General features: G+C 42.2%; 13 protein-coding genes and 1 pseudogene. 13 read left to right on the forward strand and 1 reads right to left on the reverse strand.

The annotated features are described in order from the left end of the window. The first annotated feature begins 20 nt into the window (after positions 1-20). From ACFORK_RS07150 to ACFORK_RS07190, 9 genes and pseudogenes are all read left to right on the forward strand, one after another. Complete coding sequence (locus ACFORK_RS07150; RefSeq protein WP_379197052.1) at positions 21-1,751, forward strand: ABC transporter ATP-binding protein; 1,731 nt, start codon at positions 21-23, stop codon at positions 1,749-1,751. Next, a complete protein-coding gene (locus tag ACFORK_RS07155) occupies positions 1,751-3,595 on the forward strand; it encodes an ABC transporter ATP-binding protein (RefSeq protein ID WP_379197054.1) in 1,845 nt (614 codons plus the stop codon). The genes ACFORK_RS07150 and ACFORK_RS07155 overlap by 1 nt, the downstream gene beginning before the upstream one ends. Before the next feature lie 466 nt (positions 3,596-4,061). Continuing rightward, complete coding sequence (gene hfq / locus ACFORK_RS07160; RefSeq protein WP_379197056.1) at positions 4,062-4,301, forward strand: RNA chaperone Hfq; 240 nt, start codon at positions 4,062-4,064, stop codon at positions 4,299-4,301. A gap of 165 nt (positions 4,302-4,466) precedes the next feature. After that, on the forward strand, positions 4,467-7,043 hold the full coding sequence (locus ACFORK_RS07165; RefSeq protein WP_379197058.1) for a transglycosylase domain-containing protein: 2,577 nt from the start codon (positions 4,467-4,469) through the stop codon (positions 7,041-7,043). A 225-nt stretch (positions 7,044-7,268) separates the two neighbouring features. Then, positions 7,269-8,513 (forward strand): MFS transporter, encoded by a 1,245-nt coding sequence (locus ACFORK_RS07170; protein WP_379197060.1) that lies wholly within the window; start codon positions 7,269-7,271, stop codon positions 8,511-8,513. Between the two features lie 328 nt (positions 8,514-8,841). Then, entirely contained in the window at positions 8,842-9,396 is a 555-nt protein-coding gene (locus tag ACFORK_RS07175; protein WP_379197063.1) for a ribonuclease FAU-1 family protein, read from the forward strand. A 3-nt stretch (positions 9,397-9,399) separates the two neighbouring features. Further along, positions 9,400-10,056 (forward strand): YdcF family protein, encoded by a 657-nt coding sequence (locus ACFORK_RS07180; RefSeq protein ID WP_379197065.1) that lies wholly within the window; start codon positions 9,400-9,402, stop codon positions 10,054-10,056. Positions 10,057-10,150: 94 nt separating this feature from the next. Beyond that, a pseudogene (locus ACFORK_RS07185) lies at positions 10,151-10,476 on the forward strand (AAA family ATPase); the annotation flags it as partial. A gap of 256 nt (positions 10,477-10,732) precedes the next feature. Next, on the forward strand, positions 10,733-11,671 hold the full coding sequence (locus tag ACFORK_RS07190; protein ID WP_379197067.1) for an AAA family ATPase: 939 nt from the start codon (positions 10,733-10,735) through the stop codon (positions 11,669-11,671). Positions 11,672-11,878: 207 nt separating this feature from the next. Here ACFORK_RS07190 and ACFORK_RS07195 read toward each other — a convergent pair whose 3' ends face one another. After that, positions 11,879-12,127: a hypothetical protein gene (locus ACFORK_RS07195; protein WP_379197070.1), complete on the reverse strand. Its 249-nt coding sequence runs from the start codon at positions 12,125-12,127 to the stop codon at positions 11,879-11,881. Positions 12,128-13,014: 887 nt separating this feature from the next. Here ACFORK_RS07195 and ACFORK_RS07200 point away from each other — a divergent pair. The 4 genes from ACFORK_RS07200 to ACFORK_RS07215 all read left to right on the forward strand — a co-directional run. Then, on the forward strand, positions 13,015-13,809 hold the full coding sequence (locus ACFORK_RS07200) for a hypothetical protein (RefSeq protein WP_379197072.1): 795 nt from the start codon (positions 13,015-13,017) through the stop codon (positions 13,807-13,809). A 72-nt stretch (positions 13,810-13,881) separates the two neighbouring features. Continuing rightward, positions 13,882-15,210, forward strand: a complete 1,329-nt coding sequence (locus ACFORK_RS07205; RefSeq protein ID WP_379197074.1) for a DNA sulfur modification protein DndB — start codon at positions 13,882-13,884, stop codon at positions 15,208-15,210. Beyond that, positions 15,210-16,211 carry a phage lytic cycle repressor MrpR family protein gene (locus ACFORK_RS07210; protein ID WP_379197076.1) on the forward strand — a complete coding sequence of 334 codons (1,002 nt, stop codon included), beginning with the start codon at positions 15,210-15,212 and terminating at the stop codon, positions 16,209-16,211. The genes ACFORK_RS07205 and ACFORK_RS07210 overlap by 1 nt, the downstream gene beginning before the upstream one ends. Positions 16,212-16,471: 260 nt before the next feature. Continuing rightward, positions 16,472-16,838 (forward strand): hypothetical protein (locus ACFORK_RS07215; RefSeq protein ID WP_379197078.1); only part of this gene is annotated, 367 nt, incomplete at its 3' end.

Here is a 16,838-nt window from a genome sequence, read left to right on the forward strand (position 1 = left end):
TTCAGAAATCAGGTGAAAAAATGTCAAAGCTAAAGAGCTTTTTGAAGCCTTACTGGCTGTGGTGTGTACTGGCACCCCTTCTGATGGTGGTTGAAGTGTTCATGGATTTGCTTCAACCTACGCTGATGGCAAGTATTGTGGACAAAGGCATAATGAAAAATGATTTGATGCATATTGTTTCGACCGGTCTGACTATGCTTGGCGTTGCCTTTATTGGTCTGCTTGGAGGCGTGGGGTGTACTATATTTTCGAGTATAGCGTCGCAAAATTTCGGCAACGACCTGCGGATTCGGCTATTTGAGCATGTACAGACTTTTTCAAATCGAAATCTGGATAAATTGAAGACCGGATCGCTGATTACCCGTCTAACGAACGATGTGGTGCAGCTACAGACGTTTGTTCAGATTATTCTGCGATCACTGGTTCGTTCACCGCTGCTACTTATCGGCAGTTTGGTTATGGCGATTCGCATCAGTCCTTCCTTAACGCTAATCCTGCTCGTCTCGGTTCCGCTGTTGTTTGTACTGCTTTATGGACTAATCCGGCTTTCCTTCCCGCTGTTTGGCAAAATGCAGAACAAGCTGGATGGGGTCAACACGGTGCTGCAGGAAAATCTATCAGGAATGCGGGTTATTAAGGCCTTTGTTCGCGGTGAACATGAGCAGAAACGCTTTAACGAGGCGAATAAGGATTTTACCGAGACGGCGATCAAGGTTACACGGCTGATGTCACTCAATTTACCGCTCATGATGTTGGTGCTGAATGTCAGCATTGTCGCGGTTCTTTGGTTTGGGGGACTAGCAAACTGGAATCACGGATTACCTATCGGCGATTTGATTGCTTTTATCAACTATGTGACCCAGCTTCTGATGTCGATGCTGATGCTAAGCAGTATGCTTACATTCATCTCGCGGGCAAAAGTGTCCGGGGATCGTGTAAGCGAAGTGCTCGCTACAACAAATGAAATTACAAATTCTCATGACAGACTTACTAATGCTGTTCATGCTGGTCAAATTGAGTTTGACAGAGTCTCATTTGCTTATAATTCGGAAGATGAGAATCTTGTGTTGGAGGATATTTCTTTTACCGCTAAGCCTGGTGAAACGGTCGCTATCCTTGGCGGCACTGGAGCGGGGAAATCAACACTGGTCAGCCTCATGTCGCGGATCTATGAGGTGTCATCAGGTTCAATTACGATCGACGGTACAGACATTCGAAAAATTGACTTAGAGCACTTACGCAGAAGCATCGGATTTGTTATGCAGCAAACGATTTTGTTCAGCGGGACGATCCGCGACAATATCCGCTACGGGCGACCTGATGCTACAAATGAGGAGATTGAGCAAGCGGCCATTGCCGCAGAAGCGGATGGATTTATTAAGGGGCTTCCTGAAGGCTACGATACTGTGCTTGGTCAGCGTGGAATTAATCTGTCCGGAGGACAGAAGCAGCGGCTGTCCATTGCACGGGCACTGCTCATTCAGCCAACTATTCTGATCATGGACGACAGCACCAGTGCGCTGGATGCGGTAACTGAATCACGAATTCGGAGGCGCCTCAGTCAGCAGATAGGGAGCAGCACCAACATTCTGATTACGCAACGTGTCTCGTCTGTCGTTGATGCGGATCGTATTCTAATTCTGGAGAACGGTGTAATCGCTGCTCAGGGTACACACGAAGAACTGCTGCGAACCTCAAAGGTTTACCGGGAGATACGACAGTCGCAGCTCAAGGAAGAGGAGGCATCGTAATGTCCAGTACTCATAATCGTACATCTGCACAGGTTCCCGGACCGCAGGGTGCCTTCGGCAGAGGGCCTGGAGGGGGTGGGCCTGCCATACCTATCGTTCGCGCCAAGAACCGGAGTGCCACCATTAGACGCATCTGGGCTTATTTGAATCGTCAACGGGGCGGGTTGATCGTAGTGTACATTTTCACTGTGCTGAATGCAGTATTGTCGCTTGTTGCACCGTTTCTACTTGGCAAGGCGATAGACATCGCCGTTATTCCACGCGAATACAATTTGCTGGTTCGGTTTAGCCTTCTCCTACTTGGGATCTATGCGCTGTCCAGTCTGGTTGCCTGGGTTCAGGCTTATGTGATGACAGCAGTATCACAAAATACGGTGCTTGAGCTTCGGCGTGATTTATTCGCCAAGTATCAGGAACTGTCGGTACAATTTTTCGATACACATGCTCGTGGAGAGCTGATGAGCAGGGCGACTAACGATATCGAGAATGTATCAAATACGCTGAATCAGAGTGTAACTCAGCTTCTGAATAGTCTTATTACGCTCAGTGGTTCGCTGGTTATTATGCTCACTATGAATGTTCCGCTCACGGTTGTGGCATTGTTAACAATCCCTCTTGTGCTTATAAGCAGCCGTAGAATCGCGGGCTTAAGCCGAATCTATTTTAAGGATCAACAGCGACATTTGGGAGAGCTTAACGGGTTTATTGAAGAGACGATCAGCGGACAAAAGGTCGTTAAACAATATGTCAGGGAAGCTATGGAGACAGAGCGGTTTCGCGGGATCAGTCATAAACTGAACAAAGTCGGCATCAAAGCGCAGATTGTATCCGGACTAGTAGGGCCGGTCATGAACCTTATCAACAATCTGGGCTTTGCAATCATTGCCGGTGCCGGCGGCTGGATGGCTTATCATGGATTGGCTACAGTCGGGGTTATTGTAAGCTTCTTGAACTATTCAAAACAATTTGGCCGTCCGATCTCAGAACTTGCGAATCAGTACAATCTGATCCAGTCTGCCATTGCGGGAGCGGAGCGAGTATTTGAAGTGTTAGATTTGCCGTCGGAATACGAATCATTAGAAAAGGAAGACACGGAGTGTCCGAACTTGATCGGGAAAGTTGAATTCCGTGATGTATCCTTCAGCTACAAGGTGAATGCGCCAATTTTGCGAGGGGTTACCTTTGGAGCAATGCCTGGCGAGAAAGTCGCCATTGTTGGCCCGACCGGATCAGGAAAGACGACGATCGTTAATCTGCTAACCCGGTTCTATGAGGTGACGGAGGGTTCAGTTAGCATTGATGGTTTTGATATTCGAAAGCTGAATAAACGTGGGCTTCGCAGCCAGATCGGAATGGTACTGCAAGATGCTCATGTATTCTCAGGGACCATACGGGAGAACATTCGTTTTGGTCGTCTTGATGCCACTGACATTGAGGTTGAGAAAGCGGCGCGACAGGCCAATGCTGCCGATTTTATCGCCAGGCTCCCACATGGCTACGATACGATTCTGGAGAGTGAAGGCAGCAATTTGAGTCACGGGCAGCGTCAACTGCTGACGATCGCGCGCGCCATTCTCGCCGATCCTGCCATCTTGATTTTGGATGAAGCGACAAGTAGTGTGGATACGCGCACAGAAATGCAGATTCAACAGGCTATGAAGACTCTTATGCAGGGACGGACCAGCTTTGTCATTGCACACAGGCTCAGTACGATTCAGGATGCGGACCGTATCCTGGTTATCCAGAACGGCCGGATTGTCGAACAGGGCCCTCATGTGCAACTGCTGAAATCTCATGGTGTTTATCATGAATTGTATGTTAGTCAGTTTGAGCAGGCAATGTAGACGGAATTTTATAAGCGTGCTCAGCGCTCATTTCAGATTTTGTAGGCATAAGGGCGGGGAAGGTGGTTGTCCGGCGATCCCGTTTTTTTGAACTGAGCAAAAGGCGGAGTTTCAATGTTAATCAAGAAGGAGAATAGGAAGATGAGGTCGAAATCAATAGCTTGAAAGGATCTCGACCAGGCATCGCCACGCGATTGGACCATGAATTACAAAATGCTTATAATGTAGGAGTAAATCAACATTAAGGGGGAGCCATTCTTAAAGAGATTCAATACAGAACTTGAATTTATTCGATTTAATCAAGAATTGATGAATATATCCATGACCGATAAAATAAGCCCCTGTGTTACCCCGTACGTCCTCCATTGATGTAGGGGGATGATCCGTGATATAATAGCAGGAAAGTTTCTCTCAGGTCTTGAATATACTTCTGAACAATCTAATTGAACCATTGGGGGTACGTCATATGAACAAGTCCATTAACATCCAAGATACGTTCTTGAACCAACTACGCAAAGAGAATATCCCTGCTACAGTATATTTGACCAACGGTTTTCAAATCCGGGGCATCATTAAAGCATTCGACAATTTCACTATCGTCATTGACAGTGATGGCCGTCAGCAAATGGTGTACAAGCATGCGATTTCTACCTTCACACCGCAACGCAGCGTGTCCTTGATGCAGGATAGCAGCAACGAGGAGTAACGAGCGGGCGCGTGCTTGATTGATCTGTCTGGCAGATTTTTAACGATTGAAGTGAAACCTTTTTGTGTATACAGCGTTGAATAAAGAGTGAGAAGGAGCAACCTGAGAAGGTTGTTCTTTTCATTCAGGAAGATATTAACTCCTTAAAGGGAGTCAGGAGGCACCATGTCTAAAGATGAAATGTCAAGGACGAATCGGAATAGAGACAGAACGCCGACGTCATCCAAACCAAAAACAAATGCAAAGAAGAAAAAGTTTCTAACCAAAAAACGTGTACTATGGAGTCTGTTTTTTGCAACAGCACTGGCTATTTTTTGTGCGCTGGGTGGTTATCTCTTCATTATGCTGAACGGAGAGAAGCTGCTGCAGGAGAACGAAGACAAGCTGACGGTAAACGAAACGACCAAAATCTATGACCGAAATGCGAACATCATTGGCGAGTTGGCTTTTGAGAAAAGTGATCCAGTGGATTATGACAAGATCCCGAAGCTGCTGGTTGATGCGTTCGTAGCTACCGAAGACAGACGATTCTTCGAGCATAGCGGAGTGGATTTATGGTCTATCGGCCGTGCCGCAGTCAAGGATATTGCCGCAAGGAGCATGGTAGAGGGTGGTAGTACGATTACACAGCAGCTCGCCAAGAATATCTTTTTGACACGGGATAAGACCTTTTTCCGAAAAGCTACCGAGGTCTCCATCGCTGTAGCACTGGAGAACAAGAAGACGAAGGAAGATATTATTACACTCTATCTGAACCGGATCAACTTCGGTGGTACGGTATATGGTATCAAGGCTGCGTCGATTCGTTATTTCGGTAAGAGCAACTTGAATGATCTCAAAATTTGGGAAATCGCGACGCTGGCAGCCATGCCTAAAGGTCCTTCCCGATATAATCCGCTTCGCAATCCTGACTTGTCCAAGGAACGCCGTGCGGTTGTGCTGCAGCTCATGTATGAGCAGGGGTACATTACTGAACAGGAGCGGGACGAAGCCAAAGAGGTGGACTACAACTATAAGCCACCGGAAACGAAGCAGCGTTATCAGGCTTTCATTGACTACGTAGTGGACGAAGCAGAAGCTAAATATGGACTGACCGAGGATGATCTGAATATCGGCGGATATAAGATCTACACTACTATGGATAAGCACGCGCAAGAAACGGTAGAGGATGCCTTTGCCGACAGTGCAAACTTTGAGAAAAGTGTGGACGAAGATCTTGTACAAGGCTCGATGACGATCATCAACCAGGAGAACGGTGGTATTGTTGCCCTGCTTGGTGGACGGAATTATGAGAAAAAAGGCTACAGCCGGGTAACCGCCAGCCGTCGTTCACCAGGTTCAGCCTTCAAACCACTGGTCTCATACGCACCAGCAATTGAGACTGGCAAATTCAACGAAAATTCTCTGCTCAGCAATGTGAAGCAGTGCTTTGGCAAATACTGTCCGAGCAACCTGCACGGGTATTCCAGCACAATTAGTATGAGTGATGCCATACAGAAGTCGGAGAATATGCCGGCGGTATGGCTGCTCAATGAAATCGGTGTGAACACAGGTTTCCAATTCGCCAAAAAAATGGGGATTGAGCTTACGGATGATGACAAGAACCTTTCCCTTGCCCTCGGAGGCATGAGCAAGGGAACCAACACGCTGGAGATGGCGGAAGCTTACAGTGCTTTTGCCAACGGAGGCGAAATCCGCGATGCTTATTCGATCAAGTCAATTACGGATAGCAGTGGCGAAACTAAATTCAAGTCTAATACGACACCTACGCGGGTCATGAAAGAAAGTACGGCCTACCAGATGACCGAGATGATGCAGAAGGTTGTTGAGAGCGGAACAGGTAAAAAAGCCAGAATTGACCGTCCGGTAGCCGGCAAGACGGGTACAACCCAAAGCGGATACCCGGGCATCAGCTCGAACCGTGATGTCTGGTTCGTCGGCTATACACCGGAATGGACGGCTGCCGTCTGGATGGGGTATGACAAACCAAGCAAGAAACATCTGCTCAAGAACAGCAGTCCGCTGGCAGCAGCCTTCTGGGGTAAAGTTATGAAAGAAGCGCTGCGAGATGTGCCGAAGAAGTCGTTCCCACAACCGGACAATGTCGTTAACCTGGAGCCTACACCGAGTCCGGATGCTATTCAAGCGGTGAGCGGTCTGTCCGCCCAGTATGATCCGTCTACGTTGACGGTGAAACTCAGTTGGAATGCTGTATCAACTGCGGGCGTAGAATACCGTATTTATCGCAAGGAAACTTCGGAAGCGAACTTTAGCTCCGTGCTGAGCACAACAACTGCCAGTGTTGGAGATATCAGCGCTATGCCAGGTTTGACCTATGAATATTATGTAACGGCTTATTATCCTGAGCTCGATACAGAAGGCCCGGCGTCTAATAAGGTCTCCGTTTATGTGGAGGATGAAGAACCAACTCCAGAACCTACGATCACACCTGATCCTAATATCCCTATCGAAACACCGGATAACGGTGAAGGAGATCAAGGAGGGAACAATGGAGGCGGAGATCAGGGCGGTAATAACGGCAATGGTGGAAATAGTAGCGGAACGATTGTACCGCCTGAGAATACACAGGCCCCAATTCCGACGCCTCCTCCAATTCCGACACCGCCGCCAGCAGCTACAATTGAACCTGCCAATCCAGCCAATGCTGGTGTCGACACGGGTGCCCCAACTAATACCGATCATGAAGCGGGAACGGGGACAGATGGCGTAACTGCGCCTTAAGAGGTTGGCTGTTGTAGGCAATTGAATAAGAATACACAACCCCGGTTGTGCTGCGGTCCCTCGTTAGGAGGGGCTGTACGCACAGCCGGGGTTCTTTTTTTGCCAGAGGGAATGCTATTCTGAATGAAAAATGCTATAATGATACAATCTTTTTCATTTTTGATCGGAGGCAGACCGTTGTAAATTCTCATTCCTTTTCCTGAATACAACTGAATATAGGGAAGGATGAGTCCATTGCTTACACAATCATTTCATAGACTCTGGCTTAGTCAGGCTCTATCTACTTTAGGAGACATCTGGTACATTTTGGCGCTAGTCGTCACGCTTTATCATCTTTCTGGTTCGGCTACCATAACAGCGTTGTATCCACTACTCAGAGTTGCCGGTATGACCGTCGGTAGTGTGGTAGCGCCTCTTATTATGCGTAAACTACGCTTGAACCGCCTACTTACCTCTAGCCTTGGTGGGCAAACTCTTGGCTTGGGTTTACTCACCCTATACATGCTTTTAATGGGTAATGATAGTCCCAATATTGCTGTATTGGTTGGGATGGTTTTCGGGATATCGATTCTGGAGGGTGTGGCGGGTCCTGTCAGATCGTCTCTTGTTGCGCTAACCGTACCTGAAACTTCATTGCTTAAAGCAAACAGCGTACTAGCGGGTGTCGTAGAGACTTGTTCTCTGGCTGGATGGGCGTTCGGCTCCATAACGGTTAGTTGGCTAGGTGCCAGCCAAGTGCTACTCCTGTCAACGCTATTACTAGGCGGTGCTTGCATATCTTCCTCCATGATAAAAAAAGTCAGCAGTAGCGCAGACCAAACATCAGCCTTGTCTTGGGGACAATCACTTCAAGAGGGATGGCGTATTTATTTTACGTTACCCAAGTTACGTGTCTTGTTGTGGATGGATTTTTGGGAAGGTCTATTTAGAGGGGCGTTTGCTGGAGCACTATTGCTCGTATTCGTAAATGAACGACTGCATGTAGGCGAAGTATGGTGGGGCTGGATGAACGGCGCTAATTTAGGTGGATTCGTGCTCATAAGCATCTTGATGAGTCGTTTGACGGACGAAAAGTGGAACCTTGGTGTTATGCTGACTGTAGGCAGCGGCTTCGTTGCTGCGCTAACGCTCGGCTTCAGTTTCTCTACTAGCCCGGTGGTTACGCTCGTTGTCATGTTCGCCATAGGGGCTTTCCAGGCTATAAAAAATTTAGCGGAGCGAACTTCTTATCAAACAAGCGTCCCCACTTCAGAGCTCCCGCCGCTATTTGCCGCTCAATCGTCACTTACTTCAATTCTATATGGAGTTTCGTTATTATTATCTGGCTGGATAGCGGATACCATGGGGATTCAAATGCTATACATCTTTGCATCGGTTGGGTTCGCGCTTTCCTTCGTGGGTGCTCTTGCAGGACGGGGAAATGCACAGCAAACAAATAGATATAATGGCACAGAAGAAACGGTCAAATAGTGATTCGTGAAATACAGATAAATAAGCTGCTTAGAAATGCGCGAGTGTCAGCTTAAAATATAGTGTCTTATTGAAGGCTATCCAGAAGTTCTGGATAGCCTTCTTTATATTAAGAGATGTGGGTATGAAAGTTAGCAGCACAATAAATTGTCGGTTGTAGCATCTCTATATCCAATAAACATTAAATAAAAAAAGATTAATTAACCGATATAAGTACGCAAAATGCAACCCTTGCGGATATAACGGGTATACTATTCACTTGTCTTCCTTTGAGTGTATCTCCTAAATGTGGTAAGCTGAAGTCACCATAATGGAGAGGGTTATTATTATGAAACGTAAATTCGGAGACCGGGCCAACTGGCGCCGGATTACGCGCCGTCATTTTGCTTGCCGCTATGTGGAGAGCCGGGAGTTCAGTGGTTACATTACGCTGTACACCATTTATGGGCTCAAAGAACCACTGTGGAAAAGCTATGGCCGGCATACATACCGTATTGCTGACAAAGGGTATTCCTGGCTGCAATATTTCCCCAAGGATAGCCACTATATCGTCACGGCTATGTTCGACGAGCGGCAAAATATCGTTCAATGGTACATCGATACCTGCAAAGTGCAGGGTGTCACCGATCAAGGCGTGCCTTGGTTCGATGATCTGTACCTGGATGTTGTGGTGCTCTGGAACGGGGAAGTGTTCTTGCTGGATGAAGATGAACTGGAGGAAGCGCTGGAACGAGGGGACATTTCGGACAGTGATTATAACCAGGCCTGGAGCACGGCGAATACGATTTTACGAAGTATAGACGCGCATGCTTTTCCTTATTTCTCCCTCTCCCTGAAGCATCGCGCGGAATTATTTCATCACGGAGAGTTCAGGAGGAAATGACAAATGGATTGGTACGTCTACGGAAGAGATTCGTCCCCGATCCGGATAGTATCTAAAAGACGGCGGTTCCGTTTTAAGGGACCGTTCTTGTTTGGACTGGCTATTCTGATCGTACTGGGACTGTTATGGAGTGTTTTTGCACTATGGAACATTAACCGTGCCAAGTCAACGGTCCCCATGCAGAAAGCAGATGTGGGGATCGTTCTTGGAATGTCCATGTGGGGCGATGAACCGAGCCCTGGCTTGAAAGAACGCCTCGATTATGGGCTCAAGCTTTACCATAACGGGATGTTCCCCCGTTTTATTGTATCGGGAGGACTAGATCAGCCCGATTACAAGTATACCGAAGCTGAGGGAATGCGCAATTATTTGGTTGGCGCAGGCGTCCCGGAACGTGATATTTTGATTGAAAATGCAGCGACCAGTACGTATGAGAATCTACTGTTTAGCCGCGAGATTATGAAAAAAGAAGGTTTGACTACTTCTATCATCATCACGCATACCTATCATGGGCGACGAGCTATGGAAATAGCAGGTGCTCTTGGTTACGACAAACCAGAGCTGGGACTGACGGATTCCCGCGTAATGTCCATGGCTTGGAACAAATCACGCGAGGTACTCGCCTATACCAAATGGAAGATTCAGCAGTTGTTTCTCTGAATAATGGGCAAAATCCCGAAACTGCTAATATCACCCCACCAGCAGGAATAGACTTGTTTAGAGCAAGTCAGCCCTGGATAATGAGGTGAAATCCATGAACGGACGCGTAGCGGCGGCAAGCGGGCGGGAGGAAGGCAGACCGTCCCGGCAAAATAATATCGTCTTGCGCACTTGTATTTGAAATTTACGCCCTGCTTCAGGTCGCCCAGATGCGTACGGAGGCAGGTCTGGCCAGCAAGCGGGCAGGCCTACCATATGGTGTTTAAGGGCAACCTCGGTACGGGCAAAACAACAGTCGCCCGAATCGTGGCGAAGCTGTTCCAGCGGATGGGCGTGCTGAGCAAGGGACATCTGATTGAAGTGGAAAGGGACGATCTGGTAGGCGAATATATCGGGCATACTGCGCAAAAGACGAGGGACTAGATATTAATGAGTACGATCCTTTTATGGTTCCCAGAGTTACGTAGGGTAGTGTATGCTTTTAACACAATTATGATTATTATGAATCAGTCTTACAAATTAAAGATTTTAACTACATGCAGTAATAACACCATTTTAATTACACCAATATGTTTTAAGAATGTTATCAGACGTTGGAGTACTTAACATCAGAATTGAGGTTGAGGTGATTAATTTGGATGATAAGTCAAGAGAAATTACAATCAACGAATCTAGGATGAACATTACATTTAGAAGTCAAGAAATTACAAATTCAATAATCGAACATAATTTAGTTGAGGCAACATTTCCTAATTATTTAGAATCGATTAAGGAAATATTTCAAGAACTTGATGGCATGATTGGCTTAGAGAAGGTAAAGGAATTTATTTACGAGATACATGCCTTTTTGCAGGTTGAAAAGATTAGAAAAGAAATGAATCTTAAAGTCGAGCCTCAGGTCTATCATATGGTATTTAAAGGAAACCCCGGTACTGGTAAGACAACAGTCGCACGTATTGTGGCGAAGCTGTTCCAGCGAATGGGCGTACTAAGTAAGGGGCACCTGGTTGAAGTGGAAAGAGCTGATCTGGTGGGCGAATATATCGGGCATACCGCACAAAAGACGAGGGACCTGGTTAAGAAGGCGCTGGGCGGTATTCTTTTTATTGATGAAGCCTACAGTCTTGCTCGTGGTGGAGACAAGGATTTTGGAAAGGAAGCCATTGATTGTCTTGTGAAAATAATGGAGGATAAACATGACGATTTAATAATAATTCTGGCTGGTTATCCTGATGAGATGAACATGCTATTAGAATCAAACACTGGTTTGCCATCACGATTTCCAGTCAATATTAATTTTAGGGATTACTCGATTGATGAACTTATACTGATTGCCATTAAAATGACCCAAGACAGAGACTACATTTTGAATATCGAAGCTATAGAGAAGTTAAGGGACATAATACTTGAAGAAAAAATCAGCGAATCCGTTTTTAGCAATGCACGGTTTGTGCGAAATGTAATTGAAAACTCAATACGTCATCAAGCAGTAAGACTAATGAGTAAACCAAATAAACCTTCAAGACAGGACTTGATGAATATTCTCCCAAAAGACCTAATGTCTTCTTCTGTTAGGATAGAAGGTAGGAATAAGACGGAGAGTGCAATTTCGTAGTATTTGTACAAGGGATTGGTTTGGTCAACATAATAGCCCCCATTTGGGGGCTATTTATTTTCATCATTTACTACGTATTCTGCTTTGAAAACACAATTCTTTCAATACATAGTTTGTTACTAATATACTTGTTTCAAAATGTAGTGAATACTAGCATCTAAATTCCAGGTTTATTTAGTTCTCCCAATCTCTATTATTGTATAATTTTTATGTATTTTTATTTTCAATAACTTCTCGTTTTTTATATGGTTCACGATAGAATTTACCACTATTAGCATCTTTCTTCGTCCATATAACTTGATCATCATATGTATTTTTCATTTCTTGTTCATAATCAATCCAGATCCTTTTGTTATTTTTCCAGTCCCATGAAACTAATCTCTCATCAATATATTCACACTCTCCATCCCAGTATTTTTCCTGCCATGTTTTTTTCCATTTTAGTTTTTTAATCATTTTTATAATCTCCTTGTTTATATGTATTTTCATTAATTAGAAATGTTTATCTTCAACCTCTGGTAATTTAATTTGGTGCATGTACTATATGATTCTGTGATGTAAATATAGCATTGAGAATTAAAATTATCAATAATATATTTATTTTTATTTTAATAACGCTTTTATACATAATAACAATGGATGCCGATGGACATATTCTATCGCTGTATCCTTAAATGCTTGCAGAATATATGAGAGAATTCTGTTATATCGGAAGAACCCGCCGCATTCGTAGCGTCCAACGAAGTGTCAACCTGATCCTATATAGTATCATTAATTAGAAAATGTGGTGAAGATCACAATGCTGATAAATCATTATTTAGATAAATAAATAAAAATAAGAATATTATTTTAATTATATATAGATGGTTTGATTGAAGAGTAACAAAAGAGTGTCATTATGAAAATATTGAAATTATACAGTAATATCGCATAAGACTGATACATATTAACTTGTATATAAAGATCTTTTATATTGCTGGAGAATATAGAGGTAATATTTTAATATTTACTTGCATTTCTTTATCGATATGATAAATTCATAGAAAGAGATAAATAATTTGTCGAAAAAAGACGGAAAATTATATCATGGCTTACATTTTGAATAGTGAAATAATAATGCCGTACCGTTATCTTCTGAACAGCTCAAAGAGTAGCTTCGGTGCTGCAGAAGCGAAATCTAATATGTTACAATTATCGGCAAGGAGCATTTCAGATTGAACCAGAAAATACATAAACCAATTTACTCTAAGTATACGAGCGAAGTTTATCTAGTTATTGAAGAGGAGATAATATTTACAGGTTAATGTGACAGGGATTTATATATAAATTGCAAGGAGTAAAATATGAAACTAAATAAAGATATCATACAAAGTGTAAGAGTTGCTGCAAGTAAAGCTGGGGGATATCTTACAACCGAACTTTATAATAAGAATAGAGGCAGTTTGCCAGCATGGGAAAGTTTAAAAGGGAAGTTAGACAACATCAGTTTTTCTGACTTTTTAAAGCAGTGTGATGTACTAGAAAAAGATGAGTTTTTAAGAAATGAAAATAGAATAAAAGCTATTAGTAACTTAAAACTTTTGGGGTTAGAGTACGGAGAAATATCAAAGTCGCTATATGATAATCAAAAACCGAAACTGTCTCCATCATCAGACTATATTAGTAAGTATTATGGATGGGATGAAATTGCTAAGAGCGCTAATGTAAAACTCGCAAATAGCAGATATTTATCTCTAGAAGATGCAGTCAAAGAACTCAAGCAGACTATAAAGGATTTAGGTTATATTCCAACCAATGCAGAGTATAGAGATTTAAATCTAAAGCCATCGGATAAATCATTAAAGAGTCTTGATGTAACATGGTCGACAGCAATGCGCAAGGCGGGATATAAACCATATGGTCGAGTAGTTTCAATAAAAGATAAAATATGTGTTGAACATAACTGTTTCAGTCAGTTCACTCCTGCAAATGAAGACGAAATTTACTGCGAAAGATGCTATAAACTGTTTAGACAACGAGCGATTAATAGTCTGGGTGATCTAGATTATATTACAATTAAAGATTTTTGCAAAAAATTGATTTACACAAGTACAAATCAGAAGAACTTGCTGAATATTTTTGAAGGCAAGCTCAAGTGACTTAAAGCGAATTAATTATTTTTATATATGGTATAATCAATACAATAGAAAAATAAAAAGGGAGGCAGCAGTTTGATAAAAGATCGAGGGGAATTGGAACTGCATATTGCAGAGCGAATAAAAGAAGTGAAGAGTTCTCGTAAAAAAGTGAACCAAATCAATAAATATCTATTAGAGTATGGAGTACCAATTGGAACATTTGAGGATATTTCAAAAGGAAATCAGTCTCTTGAATCATTAACTAGTGCTTTGTTGTGCATAGTAACTAGTGCCTTGTATGATGCTACGAGGTACGAAGATATGAAACCTGATAATTTTTATACAGAAAATGAAATTGAAAAAGCGAAAAATACAATTAAATATGCATACAAAGACGAAACAAGATTACATTTGCCTCTGGAGATAGAAGATGTCACATATTTAGGCGATGCAAGTTATATCACAAAAATAGACATGAAATTCCTGGTTCAATTGTTCCATTCGCAACTGATTAAGTATGACTTTGATACTCAACGTAGCGCAAAGTTTGTGAAAAGACGTGATGGAATAGTCGCTGTGCCCGATATAAACATAAAAAGTGTTGAAGATATTGCTGAAAGTATGGTTAATGAAACATATCTTGAAGATATGATCACTTTAAACATGTACTCAGATGAAATTGAAGCTATTGAATATAATACAAAGACAAGAACTCTTCGTATTAATGAACAGGCAATTATAAGTATTCTTGATGGTTTCCACCGCCTTCAAGGCGGAGTGAGAGCTGTTTCGATGAACCCTAACCTAAAGCAACGAATGATTCTTTCAATTCGCTCCTATGACACTTTAACAGCTCAGAGATACTTTGGACAAATCAATACGATAAACCCTGTTAAAATTGAAAGAAGGAAAGAACTATTATCCGATCAACCCTCAGACTTGGTAGTACGTGACCTTCAATTAAAATCAGATTTAAAAGGAAAGATAGCATCTGCTCCCAATATATCTGGAGTTGCAAAGCAATTAACAACATTTGATATTATGTCCTATGCGATAGCAAATACCTTTAATCCCACTAGCAAGATGGAGGCAAAAGAAACTGCCGAATACTTAACCAATTTTTATGACTACTTGGTGGGATCTTTTGTTGATGAGTTTTTGGAAAATCCACAGAACTATAAGGAATCCAATATAAATCATCCGCTTATGTTTATCGGTTACACTATAATTGCAAAGTATTTCAAAGATAATAATATCCATCCAAGAGAAGTGAAGAACTATGTAAGCAGAATTAACTTTAAAGATTCAGACTTAATCGGCCTTTTGGAGTCAAAGGTAGGAATCGGAATTAATACCCCTAGTTTACGTAAGAAAGTCTTAGTGTATTTTAAAAGTTTGGTTGCTACTGGAGGAGAAGAGTAATGTCCAATAAAATATATGATGAGGAATTGTACAATAAAGATCAAAAAGATAGATATCTTAAAGGGTTGGTCGATAATACCTATCAGGTGTATTCGAGGATTTTAAAAAGGGCCTCAATGATTGAAGAGCCTCTTAAGAAGGATCTTTATAATTTTAACATATATGAAATTGGACAATTAATGAAATTACTGTCCCCTACTACCTTCCTATCGAGTCACAGTCAATTAACCAACATCCGCAAATATATTGATTGGGGTATCAAAGAGGACTTGAGGGAAGACAATATTAATCCGTTGTCCGTTACGATAACTGATGAATTTGTGCAAAGTTTCGTAGATACAAGCAACAAATATTTATTCACAGACAAAGAAATAGAATCGATTGTGGGACAGATTACGAATTTTCAAGATTCGGCTTTGATTCAGTCACTATTTGAAGGTATTATGGGTAGAGCGTATTCCGAGATATTAAATATGCTGAAAATAGATATAACTGCAGAATCAAGTATCTTGGTTGTCAAAAATAAGCCAGCTAGTGGGCCAATTAGGGAAAGACAAATAGGAGTGTCAGATAAATTAGTGGGATTATTGCTTGCAGCAGCAAGACAAGACGTATATCACAGCAATAACGGGACCACGGAGAGCCATTTAGGGCAGCGAAAACTCATAGATACGCCTTATGTTTTTCGCCCAACTATCGCACATACAAAACACTTTGATATAGCTGAAAAAACTTTAGTATCAAGGCGAATTGCCATGATATCCAAATGGTTTGATTATCCATATCTAACCCCGATCAACTTAAGGAAATCCGGAATGGTTAGATACGCAAAAGAACTTTTGGATCAAACAGGAAAATTTGAAAGAGAAGAGATCGTGACAGTTTGTAAAAAGTTTGACTTAGAATATAAAATAACGACTAGACTAACTAAAGAATTCTTGAACATTGAAACAATTGAAGCCCTATACGGACGTAGTAACCAAGAAAAAGAACAAGCTTAAAAACTTGTTCTTTTTTCTATTTAATAATTGAAAACCAGTTGACTTTGAAAGTGTTCATGATATTATTAATTAAATAATTATATTTACTTTAATGATTACGAAAGGAGATATTGTATAGATGAATAAGCCAATCGGTTTTTAAAGCAAACTGTTATTGCCGATATTTTTACATCCACGTAAACTATAGAATGAGGGGATAAATATTAAGTGAGGATAAATAGAGACATTTCCCTAATATTCAGCAGAGGGAGATACAAAATATGAAAAGCGTTGGGGATGTACTAGGTATAAGCGAAAAAGCGGTTGAGTTTTGGAGGCTGACGAACTTCCTTTTTCCAAGTGAAGAAGAAAAAATAGATTTAATGATAAGAATGAAGGATAGGAGTCGCAGAGAGATCGATAATTATATTAATGTTACGCGACAGAAGAAGCTGAAGGATAATCAATACAGTAATGTTGAAGAGTTTCTTGAGTTATTCGGTAAAAGTAAAAAGATGGCTTTGGAACGACTATTTCAACAGCCATTAAACAGTGGGATGTTATCTCTATTTAACGGTGATCCTGTACATTTATTTAGAATGCATAGCAACTGTGAACCGGAAGTTTGGTATATGGATATTATGATCT

It is taken from the genome of Paenibacillus sp. GCM10012306 (assembly GCF_042649265.1).
Classification (GTDB): Bacteria; Bacillota; Bacilli; order Paenibacillales; family Paenibacillaceae; genus Paenibacillus_AQ.